The organism is Aequorivita sublithincola DSM 14238, from assembly GCF_000265385.1.
Taxonomy (GTDB): domain Bacteria; phylum Bacteroidota; class Bacteroidia; order Flavobacteriales; family Flavobacteriaceae; genus Aequorivita; species Aequorivita sublithincola.
The window spans coordinates 2,761,946-2,776,922 of record NC_018013.1 but is presented as its reverse complement, the minus strand read 5'-3'; the positions used below and the strand labels follow the sequence as shown (position 1 = coordinate 2,776,922).

11 protein-coding genes are annotated in these 14,977 nt (G+C 36.8%); 5 read left to right on the top strand and 6 right to left on the bottom strand.

The window, feature by feature from the left end; genetic code table 11:
• The first annotated feature begins 88 nt into the window (after positions 1-88).
• From AEQSU_RS12740 to AEQSU_RS12730, 3 genes are all read left to right on the top strand, one after another.
• Positions 89-3,079 carry a DNA polymerase III subunit alpha gene (locus tag AEQSU_RS12740; protein ID WP_014783279.1) on the top strand — a complete coding sequence of 997 codons (2,991 nt, stop codon included), beginning with the start codon at positions 89-91 and terminating at the stop codon, positions 3,077-3,079.
• A gap of 202 nt (positions 3,080-3,281) precedes the next feature.
• Positions 3,282-4,499 carry a DNA polymerase IV gene (gene dinB / locus AEQSU_RS12735; protein WP_014783278.1) on the top strand — a complete coding sequence of 406 codons (1,218 nt, stop codon included), beginning with the start codon at positions 3,282-3,284 and terminating at the stop codon, positions 4,497-4,499.
• A 119-nt stretch (positions 4,500-4,618) separates the two neighbouring features.
• On the top strand, positions 4,619-6,043 hold the full coding sequence (locus AEQSU_RS12730; RefSeq protein WP_014783277.1) for an L-serine ammonia-lyase: 1,425 nt from the start codon (positions 4,619-4,621) through the stop codon (positions 6,041-6,043).
• Positions 6,044-6,049: 6 nt separating this feature from the next.
• On the opposite strand, the gene AEQSU_RS16235 is transcribed toward AEQSU_RS12730, so the two are convergent.
• On the bottom strand, positions 6,050-6,514 hold the full coding sequence (locus AEQSU_RS16235) for a hypothetical protein (protein WP_014783276.1): 465 nt from the start codon (positions 6,512-6,514) through the stop codon (positions 6,050-6,052).
• Positions 6,515-6,586: 72 nt separating this feature from the next.
• Here AEQSU_RS16235 and panB point away from each other — a divergent pair, with 72 nt between their 5' ends.
• On the top strand, positions 6,587-7,405 hold the full coding sequence (gene panB / locus AEQSU_RS12720) for a 3-methyl-2-oxobutanoate hydroxymethyltransferase (protein ID WP_014783275.1): 819 nt from the start codon (positions 6,587-6,589) through the stop codon (positions 7,403-7,405).
• Between the two features lie 131 nt (positions 7,406-7,536).
• A complete protein-coding gene (locus AEQSU_RS12715; RefSeq protein ID WP_014783274.1) occupies positions 7,537-8,235 on the top strand; it encodes an RluA family pseudouridine synthase in 699 nt (232 codons plus the stop codon).
• Here the strand turns inward: AEQSU_RS12715 and AEQSU_RS12710 are convergent.
• The 5 genes from AEQSU_RS12710 to AEQSU_RS12685 all read right to left on the bottom strand — a co-directional run bounded on the left by AEQSU_RS12710 (position 8,232) and on the right by AEQSU_RS12685 (position 14,943).
• Positions 8,232-8,885 (bottom strand): response regulator transcription factor, encoded by a 654-nt coding sequence (locus tag AEQSU_RS12710; protein WP_014783273.1) that lies wholly within the window; start codon positions 8,883-8,885, stop codon positions 8,232-8,234. The genes AEQSU_RS12715 and AEQSU_RS12710 overlap by 4 nt on opposite strands.
• Positions 8,885-9,664, bottom strand: a complete 780-nt coding sequence (locus AEQSU_RS12705) for a sensor histidine kinase (RefSeq protein ID WP_014783272.1) — start codon at positions 9,662-9,664, stop codon at positions 8,885-8,887. Before AEQSU_RS12705 ends, AEQSU_RS12710 begins: the two co-directional genes overlap by 1 nt.
• 698 nt (positions 9,665-10,362) lie before the next feature.
• Positions 10,363-10,713, bottom strand: a complete 351-nt coding sequence (locus AEQSU_RS12695; RefSeq protein ID WP_014783270.1) for a hypothetical protein — start codon at positions 10,711-10,713, stop codon at positions 10,363-10,365.
• A gap of 130 nt (positions 10,714-10,843) precedes the next feature.
• Complete coding sequence (locus tag AEQSU_RS12690; protein WP_014783269.1) at positions 10,844-11,968, bottom strand: DUF2891 domain-containing protein; 1,125 nt, start codon at positions 11,966-11,968, stop codon at positions 10,844-10,846.
• Between the two features lie 107 nt (positions 11,969-12,075).
• Positions 12,076-14,943 carry a M16 family metallopeptidase gene (locus tag AEQSU_RS12685; protein ID WP_014783268.1) on the bottom strand — a complete coding sequence of 956 codons (2,868 nt, stop codon included), beginning with the start codon at positions 14,941-14,943 and terminating at the stop codon, positions 12,076-12,078.
• Positions 14,944-14,977 lie beyond the last annotated feature (34 nt).

The following is a 14,977-nucleotide window of genomic DNA, read 5'->3' as shown; positions in this document are numbered from 1 at the left end:
GCTATTTTCAAATTAAATTCTTTAAAAATACTTCTCAATAATTTTATTTATTGGAAATATTCCATAATTTTGGAATAAATCCATTGCCGTGTTTATAAACTGTCACACATATTATAGTCTTCGTTACGGAACCTTGAAAATCAGTGATTTGCTGAATTTAGGACAACAAAAGGGAGCTATTTCCATGGCACTTACAGACATTAATTCTACCTCTGCTTGCTTGGAATTTGTTCGAATTTCTTCCGATTACAACGTAAAACCAATCTTAGGAGTAGATTTTAGAAACGGCGCCAAACAGCAGTTCATATTGTTGGCAGAAAACAATGGAGGGTTTCAGAATATAAATGAATATCTATCAGAATTTCTTCATCAGCGGAACAGCACTGAGAATGTTGAAATTCCTTCTAAAGCAAAACAACTTCTCAACACATTTGTGATTTATCCATTTGCTTCTTTTGAAAGTGAAACGCTTTTGGAAAATGAATTCATCGGTGTAAAAATTGAAGATATCAACCGATTAAAATTTTCACCGTGGAAAAATAGGCAAGAGAAATTAGTCATGCTACAAACGGTAACTTTTCAGAATAAAAAAGGTTTTAACACACATCGATTGCTTCGTGCCATTGACAATAATACATTGCTTAGCAAATTGCCGATTTCCGAACAGAGCAGTGAAGTCGATATATTTATTTCTGAAGAAAAGCTTAAGAAATCTTTTGAAGAATTTCCACAACTCATTAAAAACACAGAAGCACTTTTGAAACGCTGCAATATTTCTTTCAACTTTTCAAAAGAAACCACTTGCAACCAAAAATCATATACTACCAATGAAGATTTGGATTTTCGATTGTTGAAAAAATTAGCTTACGGCGGAATCAACTATCGTTACAAACGTCCTGGCGAACGTGTAATGGTGCGAATGGAAAAGGAATTGGGAATTATAAAAGAAAAAGGCTTTGTTTCTTATTTTCTAATCAATTGGAAAATCCTGAAATACGCTCGCAGTAAAAATTATTTCTACGTAGGTCGCGGCAGCGGTGCAAACAGTATCATTGCTTATTTGCTGCGAATTACAGACGTAGATCCAGTAGAACTCGACCTTTATTTTGAACGTTTTATAAATTTATACCGAAAAAATCCGCCCGATTTTGATATTGATTTTTCGTGGCAAGATCGTGATGATATTACCGATTTCATCTTTAAAACTTTTAAGAACACGGCACTCATCGCTGTTTACAACACTTTTAAATTTAAAGCATCCGTTCGTGAATTGGGAAAAGTTTTCGGGTTGCCAAAAGAAGAAATTGACAAACTTTCTACCCAAGATTGCAGCTTTGAAACATTGGACAAACTGTCGCAATTAGTGATTGTTTACAGTCAATACATTCAAGGTTTTCCAAACTATTTGGGCATTCACGCTGGCGGAATTTTAATTTCAGAAAAACCAATCCACCATTACATTGCCACTTTTATGCCGCCCAAAGGCTACGCTACCACACAGTTTGATATGGTAATTGCTGAAGATATTGGGCTTTATAAATTCGATATTCTAAGTCAGCGTGGACTGGGAAAAATAAAGGATGCCGTGGAAATCGTTAAATACAACCATCCCGAAATTCCGCCTTTGGACATTCACGATATAAAACGTTTTAAAAAAGATGAAAAAATAAAAACCTTATTGCGAAACGCACAAGCTATTGGTTGTTTTTATGTAGAATCACCCGCCATGCGAATGTTGCTCCGAAAATTGCAAGTAGATGATTATTTGGGTTTGGTGGCCGCCAGTTCGGTAATCCGTCCCGGCGTTGCAAAAAGTGGAATGATGCGCGAGTACATTTTGCGCTACCGTTTTCCCGAAAAACGAAAAGAAGCACATCCCGTCTTGCTGGATATTATGCCAGAAACTTATGGTGTAATGGTGTATCAGGAAGATGTTATAAAAGTGGCGCACCATTTTGGCGGGCTCGATTTGAGCGAGGCCGATATGTTGCGAAGAGGAATGAGCGGCAAGTTCCGTTCGCGGGAAGAGTTTCAAAAGGTGAAAGACCAATTTTTCAGCAATTGTAAAAATTCTGGGAAACCTGAAGCATTCACCGCAGATGTTTGGCGACAAATTGAAAGTTTTGCCGGCTATGCTTTTGCTAAGGGTCATTCCGCTTCTTACGCAGTTGAAAGTTACCAAAGTCTTTTTCTAAAAGCCTATTTTCCGTTGGAATATATGGTGGCCACGCTTAATAATGGCGGTGGGTTTTATAGTGTAGAACTCTACGTTCACGAAGCGCAAATGCACGGTGGAAATATTTTGCAGCCCTGCATTAACCGCAGTTTTGGAAATACTATAATCGATGGAAAGGATATTTATATTGGCTTCGGGTTTTTGCAATCGTTGGAATCAAAACTTATTCAGAAAATAATTATTGAACGCAATAAAAAAGGTGTTTTTGAAAGCTTAGACGACTTTTTAGAACGCATTTCTATTGGGATGGAGCAGGTTACAATTCTTATAAAAATAAATGCTTTTCGCTTCACTGGAAGAAATAAACGCGAACTCCTTTGGGAAGCCTATATGAAAATAAACAAAGTGAGTTTTGAAGAAAATGTATACACACTTTTTAAACCTAAAAAGATTGATTACAAAACTCCTTCCTTACCGCACACTGCGCTGGAAGACGCTTTTGACGAAATGGAACTCTTGGGTTTTCCGCTGTGCAGTCCTTTCGATTTACTCACAAATCCTTCAGAAAACAAATGGCGCGCGGTACATCTTCCACAGGTTATAGGAAAAATTGTAACGATTGAAGCGTATTTGATAACAACCAAAAGGACCAGAACTTCCAGAGGCGATTATATGTATTTCGGAAATTTTGTGGATCGTGATGGTCATTTTGTGGATACAGTACATTTTCCGCCAGTGGCCAATCAATATCGCTTCCGAGGAAAAGGAGTTTACAGTATTACCGGAAAAGTAATGGAAGAATTTGATTGTATAAGTATTGAAGTTATTAAAATGGAACGATTGGCGATTATTCAAGATCCGAGATATGCGGTTGAAAATAGACGTAAGACCGCTGCGCTATAGGACGTAAGACTAAAGACTAAAAGCAATCATAGAACCTGAAGGGTTCAAATGTTTATAGAAAACAAGAGGTAATCAAGGTTTCGACCCCGTCGGGGTCGCACAAACGTCTTGAATAATCTTTTGCTATAAATATATAATCCCTTCGGGATATTTCATTTTTTTGTCTTATGTCTATTCGTCCTAAGTCAATTTTAAAAAATAAATGAACGACAAAAGAAACATAGTACACATGGATTTGGATACATTTTTTGTGTCTTGCGAACGCTTGCTAGATAGTAAGCTGATTGGAAAACCTGTGCTTATTGGCGGCACGAGCGATCGCGGGGTTGTGGCTTCGTGCAGTTATGAAGCGCGCACTTTTGGAATCCACTCTGCAATGCCGATGAAGTTGGCCAGACAATTATGTCCCGAAGCAATCGTAGTTCGCGGAAATGCGGGTATTTATAGCAAGTTTTCAGATAATGTTACCGATGTTATCAAAGAAAGTGTGCCGCTTTATGAAAAAGCTTCCGTAGATGAATTTTACATCGACTTAACGGGAATGGATAAGTTTTTCGGTTGCGAAAAATTAGTTTCAGAATTACGGCAACGCATTATTAGAGAAACCGGATTACCTATTTCCTTTGGACTTTCCGTTAATAAAACCGTTTCAAAAATAGCAACGGGCGAAGCGAAACCCAACAATCAAATCCACATTTTAAAAGGAACTGAAAAACCGTTTCTTTCGCCTTTACCCGTCAATAAAATACCGATGGTGGGCGAAGTTACTTACCGTGCTTTCTGCGATCTCGGTATAAAACAAATAAAAACTATACAAGAAATGCCAATGGAAATGATGGCAAAAGTTTTTGGAAAAAATGGACAGACCATTTGGCAGAAGGCGAACGGTATTGACAATACACCAGTTCAGCAATATACCGAGCGCAAATCCATTTCCACAGAACGCAGTTTTGATCGTGATACAACCGATGTGAAAAAGTTGGAGGGAATTATCATTGCAATGGCAGAAAACTTGATTTTTCAATTGCGCCGTGGCAATAAACTCACCGCTTGCGTAACATTCAAAATAAGATATTCAGATTTCCAGACATATACTATGCAGCAAAAAATACCATATAGTTCGGCAGATCATAAAATTATTCCTGTAGTGATGGAACTTTTCAAAAAACTGTACCAACGAAGACTTTTAGTGCGAATGGTGGGCGTACGGTTCAGTCATTTGGTGGAAGGCGGATTTCAAATAGACCTTTTTGACGATAATGAAAAAATAATAAACCTATATCACGCTATGGACAAGATGCGGGACCGTTATGGCGACCGAGCAGTAATGCGTGCCGCAGGGATGGAAGCCAAGAGCATTGGTCGTTGGAATCCATTTACCGGAGCTCCGCCGCCGTTGTTGCCGAATAGGAGAAGATAGTATCCGCTTGTTTCTTGTTTCTTGTTTCTTGTTTCTAAAGTTCAAAAATAAAATTCATAATTCTGATTTCTTCATTCATAATTAAATAAGATGCTATATTTGTTTTAAAAGAAATATATATGGAAAGCATCAGTGTTTTTGACATGTTATCGATTGGCGTTGGGCCATCAAGTTCGCACACTTTAGGACCTTGGCGTGCCGCTTTGCGATGGATTGAGGAACTGAAAGAGAAAAATCAATTTAATGAAGTAGCAGGAATTTCAGTAGATCTATATGGTTCATTATCGCTCACAGGAAAAGGTCATGCCACAGATATTGCGATAATGTTAGGTTTAATGGGGTTTGACCCCGTAACATTTCCTATTGAAGATATAGAAAAGGAAATCGGTTTTATTACTTCTGAAAATAAAATTAAGCTAAACAACGAACGTGAAATTCCTTTTATTCCGAAGGAAAACATCATCTTCAATCGGAAATTTTTAGAATTTCATCCCAATGGAATGACTTTTCATGCCACGTTAACCAATGGTTCCAAAAAATCATCATCATTTTACTCTATTGGCGGTGGATTCACTGTAAAAGAAGAACGGAAGAACAAAAAGGTTAAGCTTGAAAAATTTTCAAAATTCCCCTTCCCTATTGAAAAAGGAACGGAACTTTTAGCCTATTGCAAAGCCGAAGGAAAAAACATTTGGGAAATAGTCCTCGAAAATGAAAAATCACTTAGAAGCGAGGCCGAAATAAACGACGGATTAAAGAAAATCTGGGATGTAATGCTAGATTCCATGTACGTTGGCGCACATACAGAAGGCATATTGCCTGGCGGACTAAACGTAACTCGACGTGCTTATGAGATGAATAAAAATCTCATTGGCGATAGTAAATACGCAAATGCTGAAGAATGGATAGCAGGAATTAGAAATACCGAAGTTAAATTCCGTCAAATTTTAAAATGGGTTTCGTGTTTTGCACTTGCCGTGAATGAAGTGAATGCTTCGTTAGGAAGAGTTGTAACCGCGCCCACCAATGGCAGCGCAGGCGTAATTCCAGCCGTAATGATGTATTATATGGTAATAGAAAATCATGATGCCAATTTTGATGATGTTCGTAAATTCCTACTAACATCCGGCGAGATTGGAAGCATTTTCAAAAAAGGAGCCACTATTTCTGCAGCTATGGGTGGTTGCCAAGCAGAGATTGGCGTTTCTTCTGCAATGGCTGCTGGCGCACTTTGTGAATTGATGGGTGGAACACCTGAACAATGCCTTATGGCCAGCGAAATAGCAATGGAGCATCACCTTGGACTTACCTGCGATCCAATTGCCGGTTTGGTGCAGATTCCATGTATTGAACGTAACGCAATGGGTGCAATAAAAGCTATCAACGCTTGTGAAATGGCTTTGGACAGCGATCCGAGCAAAGCAAAGGTTCCGCTCGATAAGGTGATTGCAACTATGTGGGAAACTGCAAAAGATATGACTTCAAAATATAAAGAGACCAGTGAGGGTGGATTAGCGGTTCAGGTGAATATTAGCGACTGTTAAATAATTTTATTCTTTATTACAGCTTCCTATACGTATGGAATCTATAATGTTTAAAATTTTCCAACTTTCGTCTGTATAAACTAATGTAAAAGAATTTGCACCACAATGGTTGAATTTTCCATCCTTATAATATTCATAGGAAACCCAGATATGAGCAATATTGCCATCGCTGTTAACAATATAATCCGTAAGTTTTTCTTCCCAAACTAGTTTTTTTCCTGCATTGGCAGCATAGTTAAGCAAATCTGAAGATTTAATATACAACAAAAGGTTTTCCTGCTCTTCACTCAAATACGCACGCTGCATAGTCATATTTGGGTGCATTACAGATTTCATCTTTAAAGTATCACCAGCTTGATAACCATTCATAAAAATACCTACTATTATTTTTCCGTTGGCGGTAGACAATGATTCTTGAGAGATGCTTAAAGTGCTAATAAACATTGAAAAAAACAACAATGTATATTTCATAATTAAAAAAGTTAATTGGTTACTACTCAAAAATAGTACTTTTACACTTTAATATATTGATTTTTCAGAAATATGTCAACAGCCAAAAAAGAATACAAGCGTATCACCACCAAAACGTTGGTTGATATGAAAAAGAAAGGCGAAAAAATCTCTATGCTCACCGCATACGATTTTACAATGGCCAAAATTGTGGACAGCGCCGGTATAGATGTTATTTTGGTAGGAGACTCTGCCAGTAACGTAATGGCCGGTCACGAAACCACTTTGCCAATAACCCTTGACCAAATGATTTATCATGCAGCTTCAGTAGTTCGCGCCATTGAAAGAAGTTTGGTTGTGGTAGATTTGCCATTCGGAAGCTATCAAAGCGATCCTAAAGAAGCACTTCGCTCAGCAATCAGAATTATGAAGGAAAGTGGTGGACACGCTGTAAAAATGGAAGGCGGCTCCGAAATTAAAGAATCCATAAAACGAATTCTAAACGCAGGAATTCCTGTGATGGGCCATTTGGGATTAACGCCACAATCCATTTATAAATTTGGAACTTATACCGTTCGTGCTAAAGAAGAAGAAGAAGCGGATAAATTAATCGAAGACGCTATCCTGCTAGAAAAAACAGGCTGTTTCGCTATAGTTCTGGAAAAAGTTCCTGCTAAACTTGCAAAAGAAGTTGCAGAAAAAATAAGTATTCCAGTAATAGGAATTGGCGCAGGAAATGGTGTTGACGGACAAGTGTTGGTAACACACGATATGATTGGAATGACCCACGAATTCAACCCACGTTTTCTTCGAAGATATTTAGATTTATATACGGAAATGAAAAATGCTTTCAGCCAATATAGCGCAGACGTGAAAAGTGGCGATTTTCCGAATGATAGCGAGCAGTATTAAAAAGGGAATTTTCAAATTACAAGCATCAAACTCCAAATGAAAAATCAATATTCAAAAATATTAACTTCTTTTTTTCTAAACCCTTAAACTCATAAACTTTTCAACTCATCAACTCCTAAACTCAATTACTCATCAACCCAAAAACACATAGCACCAAAGACAACCTTCAGGTTTTGTTTGAAGACAATCATCTAATCGTTGTAAACAAACGTCCTGGCGATATTGTGCAAGGCGACAAAACGGGCGATGCTCCGCTTTCTGAAGTTGTTAAGGAATATATTGCTGAAAAATACAATAAACCCGGAGCAGTTTATCTTGGTGTTGTACATCGTTTGGATCGTCCTACTAGCGGAATTGTGGTTTTTGCAAGAACTTCAAAAGCATTGGCGCGCTTAAACAAAATGTTTGCTGAAAGGGAAACCGAAAAAATATATTGGGCAGTCGTAAAAAACATGCCTCCCAAAACAGAAGATACATTGACGCATTTTTTAAAAAGAAACCCAAAACAAAACAAGTCTTACGCTCACATCAAAGAGGTTCCTGACAGCAAAAACGCTGTTCTACATTATAAACTTCTGAAAAAACTAGATAATTATTTTTTATTGGAAGTGGTTCTTGAAACCGGAAGACATCATCAAATTCGTTCCCAGCTTTCATCCATTGGCTGCTCCATAAAAGGAGATTTAAAATATGGTTTTGACCGAAGCAACCCAGATGGCAGCATTCATCTTCACGCTAAAAAGTTAACATTAATCCATCCGGTTCAAAAGGAGGAAATTACCATTGAGGCTCCCACACCAGATGAGGCGGTTTGGAATGCTTGCAATTAAAGCTTTATCAAATTTTTTTTTAAAGCGAAAATTACCAGTCCTACCCTATTTTTAATTTTGAGACGTTTAAACAAATCCTGACGGTAACCATCAATAGTTTTGGGACTTAAATGCATAATATCCGCGATTTCTTTATAAGTCATTTCAGAACAAGCCAATTCTATAAAGGTCATTTCGTTATCCTTGAATTGTAAAAGTTCTCGCTCTTCATCAGGACCCATTGCGTGCAACAGGACTTCAGAAACTTTTTCAGAATGATAATATCCTTTGTCTACCACTTCTTTTAAAGCTGTATTCAAGATTTCTGGGTGAATGTCTTTTAGAAGATATCCTTTAGCACCCTTTCTTACTATTTTTAAGACGGTATGCTCGTCATCTTCCATAGAAAGAGCCAGAATTTTTATTTTCGGATAGTTTTTAGATAGCCAATCAGCTGTTTCAAAACCGTTCATTATGGGCATATTGATATCCAGCAAAATAATATCGGGCACAGCTTCTCCAACCTTAATGCGCTCTTTTAATTCTTTACCGTTCCTTGCAAGAAATAACACATTGAAATCTGAAAAAGTATTGATAAGCTTTTCCAACGAACCTGCAAAAAGCGCATGATCATCAACAATAGCGACAGTATGTCTTTTTTCTATGCTCATTATGTGCCTTTATATGGGTATTTTAGAAATAATTGGGTGCCTTTTCCAATCTTAGAAGTTATTGAAAATTCAGCTTTTAAAAGTTCTGCGCGTTTACTCATAGTTAACATACCAGAATTAGCGGTTTTTTCCGAAATGTCAAAACCAACTCCATCATCTTCTATCGTTACTTTCAGTGTTTTTTCATTATAATCTAAATGTACGCATAATTTTGTTGCTTTGGCATGTTTGATAACGTTGGAAAGGAATTCCTGAATTATTCTAAAGATGATGATTTCATTGGCGCTATTTAAAGGAACAATATCGCCAGTTATTTTTAATGAAGCTTTAAGGTATTTTAAACGGATAAATCTATCTAGTTCCACTTGCAAGGATTCCAACAGACCATTTTTAAGAACCACGTCATTATTTAATACTTTAGAAAGGGAGCGTATTTCCTGAACCGTATCTTGCACTAAACCTTTGGTTTCTGAAATTTGCGAATTAAATTTTTCTGGCACAGCGTTCATCAAAACATTCAACTGTATATTGACGACCGAAAGCAGCTGCCCCACATTATCGTGCAATTCCCAAGCAATATTTTTAAGGGTTTGTTCCTGAATTTCTATACGCGAATCGGCAAGTTCCATTTGATAACGCCTTTCTGCCTCATAACGCTCTTTGAGAAATTTATTTTTTCGGCGTTGGAAAGCTATGAAAAATACAATAACAAAAATTACCAATAGGAAGATTATGGTAATAAAATAAACTAGTAAGAGGACTTCTTCTTTCTTGAGCATATTAAAAAGCCAACTATAAAGATGGCATACATAAATATATTTGCGTACAATAAAACATTCACGCGCAATTTAACAAATAAATTATTCCCTCCCTCAAGATTAAAGTATTCTGAAAAAATTTCCACAGGGGTTACACATAGATTAAAAGCAAGAACTCCAACTGAAAGATAAAAAGGAAGGAATCTTTTAAGTTGAAGTAATAAATTACTCTTAAGAAGTTCAAAATAAAACAATATCACACTAAAAAAAAGCAGCAAAGTCCCTGTTATGGAGGCATATTGTGAAGTAGATTTAAAAAAACCATCTGTATAAATATATATTATTACTGAAGAAATTATAAATCCTACTACCAATAATGCAAAAAGCCGTTTCAATAGTGTATTCTTCAAAAATGAAATAAAATAAAGCACTAAAAATGAAAAGCTTACGAGTATATATATTTGATACCACCAAAAATTATTTTCGAAAGGAGTTCCTTTTATAAATGTAAAGTACCTATAATCAGAAAAATAGGCTATTGGTGCATAAGACCCTATGAATTCTACAAAAACTGTAAACCAAAGGAAATACACAAAATGCCTAGTGCTTCTCGACCTCGGTATCGTTTTTTTTAAATAATGGGAACCTGCCAAAGCTGCAGATACTTCCAATATAAATATTGGAAGTATAAAAAACAGAAAATCTGATAGTTCCAAATTTTAATAGTTTTTGGGTGGCCATCCACTAATAGATCTATTCAAGGGTTGAAGATTATAATTATTCTCTGAACCTACTGTAACCCCAATTGTCGGTGCCAAAAACACTGTTGCTTTGGTTGAAACATTACTATCATAAGCCGCAAAATAAACGCGAACTCCTGGTTGTGCCCCAATACCTGAACCCGCTTTTATATAATCTAAGAATTGCTGCAGTTCTGCAACACTGAATAAAAATTCGCGAGTGTCTGGAACACCCATCGCGCTTTCAATATCCACAGCACGGGTTTCTACCCAATTATCTTGTAGTTGTTTAGCTTCGGCTACAGTGATGCAGTTATTTGGTTTTGACATAATTGAAATAATTTTTTGGTTAATTAATGACGAAAGTACCAAAAACATTTAAAATAAGTATTTCAGAAGGCATAGAATCAGGGAAAATACTTAGAATAAAAAGGGTTACTTCCATTAAATGCTGAGTAACCTATTTTCCGTGCAAGGTGTTTAATGTATAAATTGCGAAACTACCTAACCAGTGCCCGCCTTCGTAACTATCGCCCACCAAGTTTGGATATGAATATGCCACATGCTCGTTGGCAAGATTTTTCAAATGCTTATATTTTGGATATTGCTTCGCTAAGCCATAAAAAACCCAAGCCCTGCTAAAATTTAATCCATCCAAATGCACTAGTTTTCCATCGGTGCGGTCGCTTACCTCTCCTACTTTTAAATGATAATTTCCGTATGCAAGTTGTGGTAAAAAAGCAGCAATCCACGTTGAAAATTCTTCCGAAGAAAGCACGCGGCGCATAATATCAACTTCTTCCAAACAAGGGGAAAGAAAATCAAAACCGCTGGGTTCCCATGTTATTGGGCAGTTTTCGTCATTCGTATAAAAATCTCTGGCACGTTTTTCAATTAATTGTTTTAGTTCCGAATCGCCGATCGAATTTGCATAATCATAAGCAAACGTGAGTCCAAAAGCAGTGTTTGCGTGCTCGCCAACTCTGATTGGATAGTTTAGTTTTGGGAGAAATTCTTTGTAGCGGAGCACTATAATATCAGCTAGAGGCTTTAGGTTTTGCTCTAGTTCTTTAGCCAACGGATCATCCCAATTATGAAGTTCTTCAGAAAGTTTTAAAAGCCAAGCCCAACCATACGTCCGTTCAAAAGATTTGTTGATTTGTTTTTCAAAATAAGCAACTTCAATCTTCACGTTTTCAGAAGTAATTTTATCTTTTAGAATTTTTCTTACTTCTTCAGCTTTATCCATTTCGGGAAACTGTTTCAGTAAAGTTAGCATAGACCAATAGCCATGAACAGCGCTGTGCCAATCAAAGCAGCCGTAAAAAATAGGATGCACGGCAATAGGTTCTACCAAATCGTTTTCGCTTTCCAAAGTTTCTCCAGGTTTGTACGGATACTCTGTACCCACGCAATGTAAAGGAAGCTCTATTAGTTTATCTGCTTCTGCTAAAGTAAAAGTTGGTCGTGGAAATGTTTGGATAACAATTTCTTCTTTCTGAGAAATTTCTGAATTTTCTTTTCGCGAGTTTTTACAGCTAATTACGAAGAAAACGGTTAATATGATAATAGAGAGTTTTTGCATAATACTAAGGATATTGCTAAAGATAGTTAAAATAAAAAGCCACTAATCCACGAATCTTCTGTAAACTATTCGTGAATTAGTGACTTATATGATTTTGAGCGATTTATTTAAAGTTTCACATCTTCAAGCTTTACTTCTTCGCCATTTTTATCTAAAAGCTTCACTTCATCAAAACCCATTTTTTTGAATTGTTCATACTGCGTTGCTGCATCACCAACCACTAAATAAGCCATTGTTGACGCGTCCAAATATTTGTTTGCCAATGCTTTGTGCTGCTCCAAAGTCATGTTTTTGATTGTCGCTTCTTCTTTTTCAATATAATCTGCTGGAAGATTATATTGGTTTATTTCTTGCAACATTCCTAAAAGTGAACCTTGAGTTTCAAAACGTCTTGCGTTCGATTTTATAAGTGCATTCTTTGTAAACTCTAGATCTTCAGGTGAAATACCTTCTTTGTATTTTGAAATTTCATCTCTAAAAATCTGAACAGATTCGCCAGTTGTATTGGTTCTAACACTTGAAGAAGCCGTAAAAGTTCCTGGAATTTTGCTTCCGCTGAAATTGGTTCGAGCGCCGTAAGTATATCCTTTTTCCTCACGAAGAATCAAGTTTACATTTCCCGAAAATGAACCACCCAGTTTATAATTCATTACCTCTGCTGGATAGAAATCCTTGTCGGTTCTTGGCATTGCGATATATCCTATATCAATAACGGATTGTTTGGCGTTTGGAATATCTACAAAATACAGCGAAGCCTTGTCGCGATTGTTTGCGATTGGATATTGTGGAATGGTTACTTCTTTTGCAGCCCAACCGTTTTCCAAGCCTTTCAAATCTTTCAACACTGCGCTTTGGTCTATTTTTCCAACTACTTGAAAAGTGCTTATTGAAGGTGAAAAATTCTTGGTGTAATATTCTTTTAAATCGTTCATCGTGATGGCTTTCACAGATTCCACAGTTCCCGAAGTTGGATAACTGAATATATGCTCTGCGCCATAAAGAATTTTGTTGTAAACTCGGTTTGCAACTACGTTTGGATTGGCGTCTGAACGTTCAATTTCATTGATGGTTTTGGTTTTTATTCTTCCCAATTCTTCTTCATCCCACCGTGGTTGTAATAGAATTTCGGTTACCAAATCCATTGTCTTGTCAAAATTTCTAGTTAATGTATTTCCACGGATTACGATAGATTCGTTTGTAGTGTACATATTGATACTTGCACCTAAAAGATCGATGGCTTCTTCTAACTCTTCTGGCGTTTTAGTGGCAGTACCTTCCATTAAAATGTCGCTCATTAAGTTAGCTACTCCATTCTTTTCCATACTGTCCAATAAATGGCCTCCTTCAATTACTAGGCTGAAGTTTACCGTTGGAATTTCATCTTGCTCAATTCCTGAAACTTTTAAACCATTTTCGAGATTTGAATTCCATACCTTAGGAACAGACAATTCTGGTGAAACGCCTTGAACGGGTGGTTTTGAACGATCAAAGTTTGACGGTGTTTTTACAATTTCTGTAGTTGCTTCTTCAACTTTCTTAGTTACGTTTTCTTTAATTTCTTCTTCAACTACTTTAGCTTTTTCAGAATTTTCAGTAATTAAATTTAGTTGACCTTTTGGAACGAAGCTCGTCATTATATAAGGTTTCCCTTTAATGTATTTGTTATAAACCCGCATTACATCTTCCTTTGTTACCTTTTTAATGTTTTCTATGTCCTGGGTTATAAATCCAGGGTCCCCTGCAAAAACATTATAACTCGCCAGTTGAAATGATTTTCCTAAAACACTACTTATGCCATTGTAAAATTGAGTTTCAAGACCTGCTTTAATGCGTTCAACATCGCGATCGGTAACGCCTTCTTTTTCGAAAAGTGCGAAAGCTTCATTAATTCCACTTTCAACTGAATCTAAATCCACACCATTATTAGCGGTTATTGAAATTTGAAAATCACCAGCCAATTCATTTGAACTATTGTAGGCGGTTGTTTTGGCGGTAAGATCTTTTTCTTTCACCAAAACTTTATACAACGCGGCCTTTTTTCCTTGTGACAGAATTTCACCTAAAAAGTCCAAGGCATAGGCATCATCGGTATATTGTTCAACCGTTGGCCAAACCATATTTAGTTGTGGTGCGGTTGCAAAATTATCTTCGTGATAAAGTCTTTTTGTTTCTGAAAGTGTTACGGGTTGTGGTTTCATAGGCTCCACTTCTTGACGACGTTTAATTTCACCGAAATATTTTTCAATCATTTTTTTTGCTTCGGAAGTATCAAAATCGCCCGCTAAAACTAAAGTTGCGTTGTTTGGTCCGTAAAAACGATTGTAAAACTCCTTCACATCTTCCACCGTTGCGCTTTGAAGATCTTCCAATTCGCCAATTACTTGCCAATTGTAAGGGTGACCTTCCGGATATAAATTTTTGTCAATCACCCAGCCTGTGTGCCCGTAAGGATTGTTATCTACACGTTGGCGTTTTTCGTTTTGTACTACTTCTTGTTGGTTTTCAAAAGCAGCTTCGGTTACGGTGTTTATTAAGTAGCCCATTCGGTCACTTTCTAGCCACATAACGGTTTCCATAGCGTTTTTGGGCACTATTTCATAATATACAGTTCCATCTTTCCAGGTTCCTCCATTGAGCGTTCCTCCAGCATCTTGAATTGTTTTGAAAAATTGATCCTGCGGTACGTTTTCAGATTCCTGAAAAAGCATATGCTCAAACAAGTGCGCAAAACCGGTACGACCCGTTTTTTCACGGTTCGAACCCACGCCATACTGAATGGCAAGGGAAACAATAGGATCACTTTTATCTTGATGCAGAATAACATCTAGTCCGTTTGCGAGTTCATATTTTTCGAATGGAACGGAGAGTTTTGCGTTTTCATCTGCAATTACTGTTTTTTCATTTTTGCATGAAATAGCGAAAAGAGCAACGGCAGCTAAAGATACCAAGCTCATTTTAAGGGTGTTTCTAAACATAAGGGGGTTGATTTTTTTTAGGAAGTTTTAAAGA

Excerpts from the sequence above, each read along its gene's own strand:
- dinB (WP_014783278.1), top strand. The coding sequence starts at position 3,282 with ATGAACGACAAAAGAAACATAGTACACATGGATTTGGATACATTTTTT.
- AEQSU_RS12730 (WP_014783277.1), top strand. The coding sequence starts at position 4,619 with ATGGAAAGCATCAGTGTTTTTGACATGTTATCGATTGGCGTTGGGCCA.
- AEQSU_RS16235 (WP_014783276.1), bottom strand. The coding sequence starts at position 6,514 with ATGAAATATACATTGTTGTTTTTTTCAATGTTTATTAGCACTTTAAGC.
- panB (WP_014783275.1), top strand. The coding sequence starts at position 6,587 with ATGTCAACAGCCAAAAAAGAATACAAGCGTATCACCACCAAAACGTTG.
- AEQSU_RS12710 (WP_014783273.1), bottom strand. The coding sequence starts at position 8,885 with ATGAGCATAGAAAAAAGACATACTGTCGCTATTGTTGATGATCATGCG.
- AEQSU_RS12705 (WP_014783272.1), bottom strand. The coding sequence starts at position 9,664 with ATGCTCAAGAAAGAAGAAGTCCTCTTACTAGTTTATTTTATTACCATA.
- AEQSU_RS12695 (WP_014783270.1), bottom strand. The coding sequence starts at position 10,713 with ATGTCAAAACCAAATAACTGCATCACTGTAGCCGAAGCTAAACAACTA.
- AEQSU_RS12690 (WP_014783269.1), bottom strand. The coding sequence starts at position 11,968 with ATGCAAAAACTCTCTATTATCATATTAACCGTTTTCTTCGTAATTAGC.
- AEQSU_RS12685 (WP_014783268.1), bottom strand. The coding sequence starts at position 14,943 with ATGTTTAGAAACACCCTTAAAATGAGCTTGGTATCTTTAGCTGCCGTT.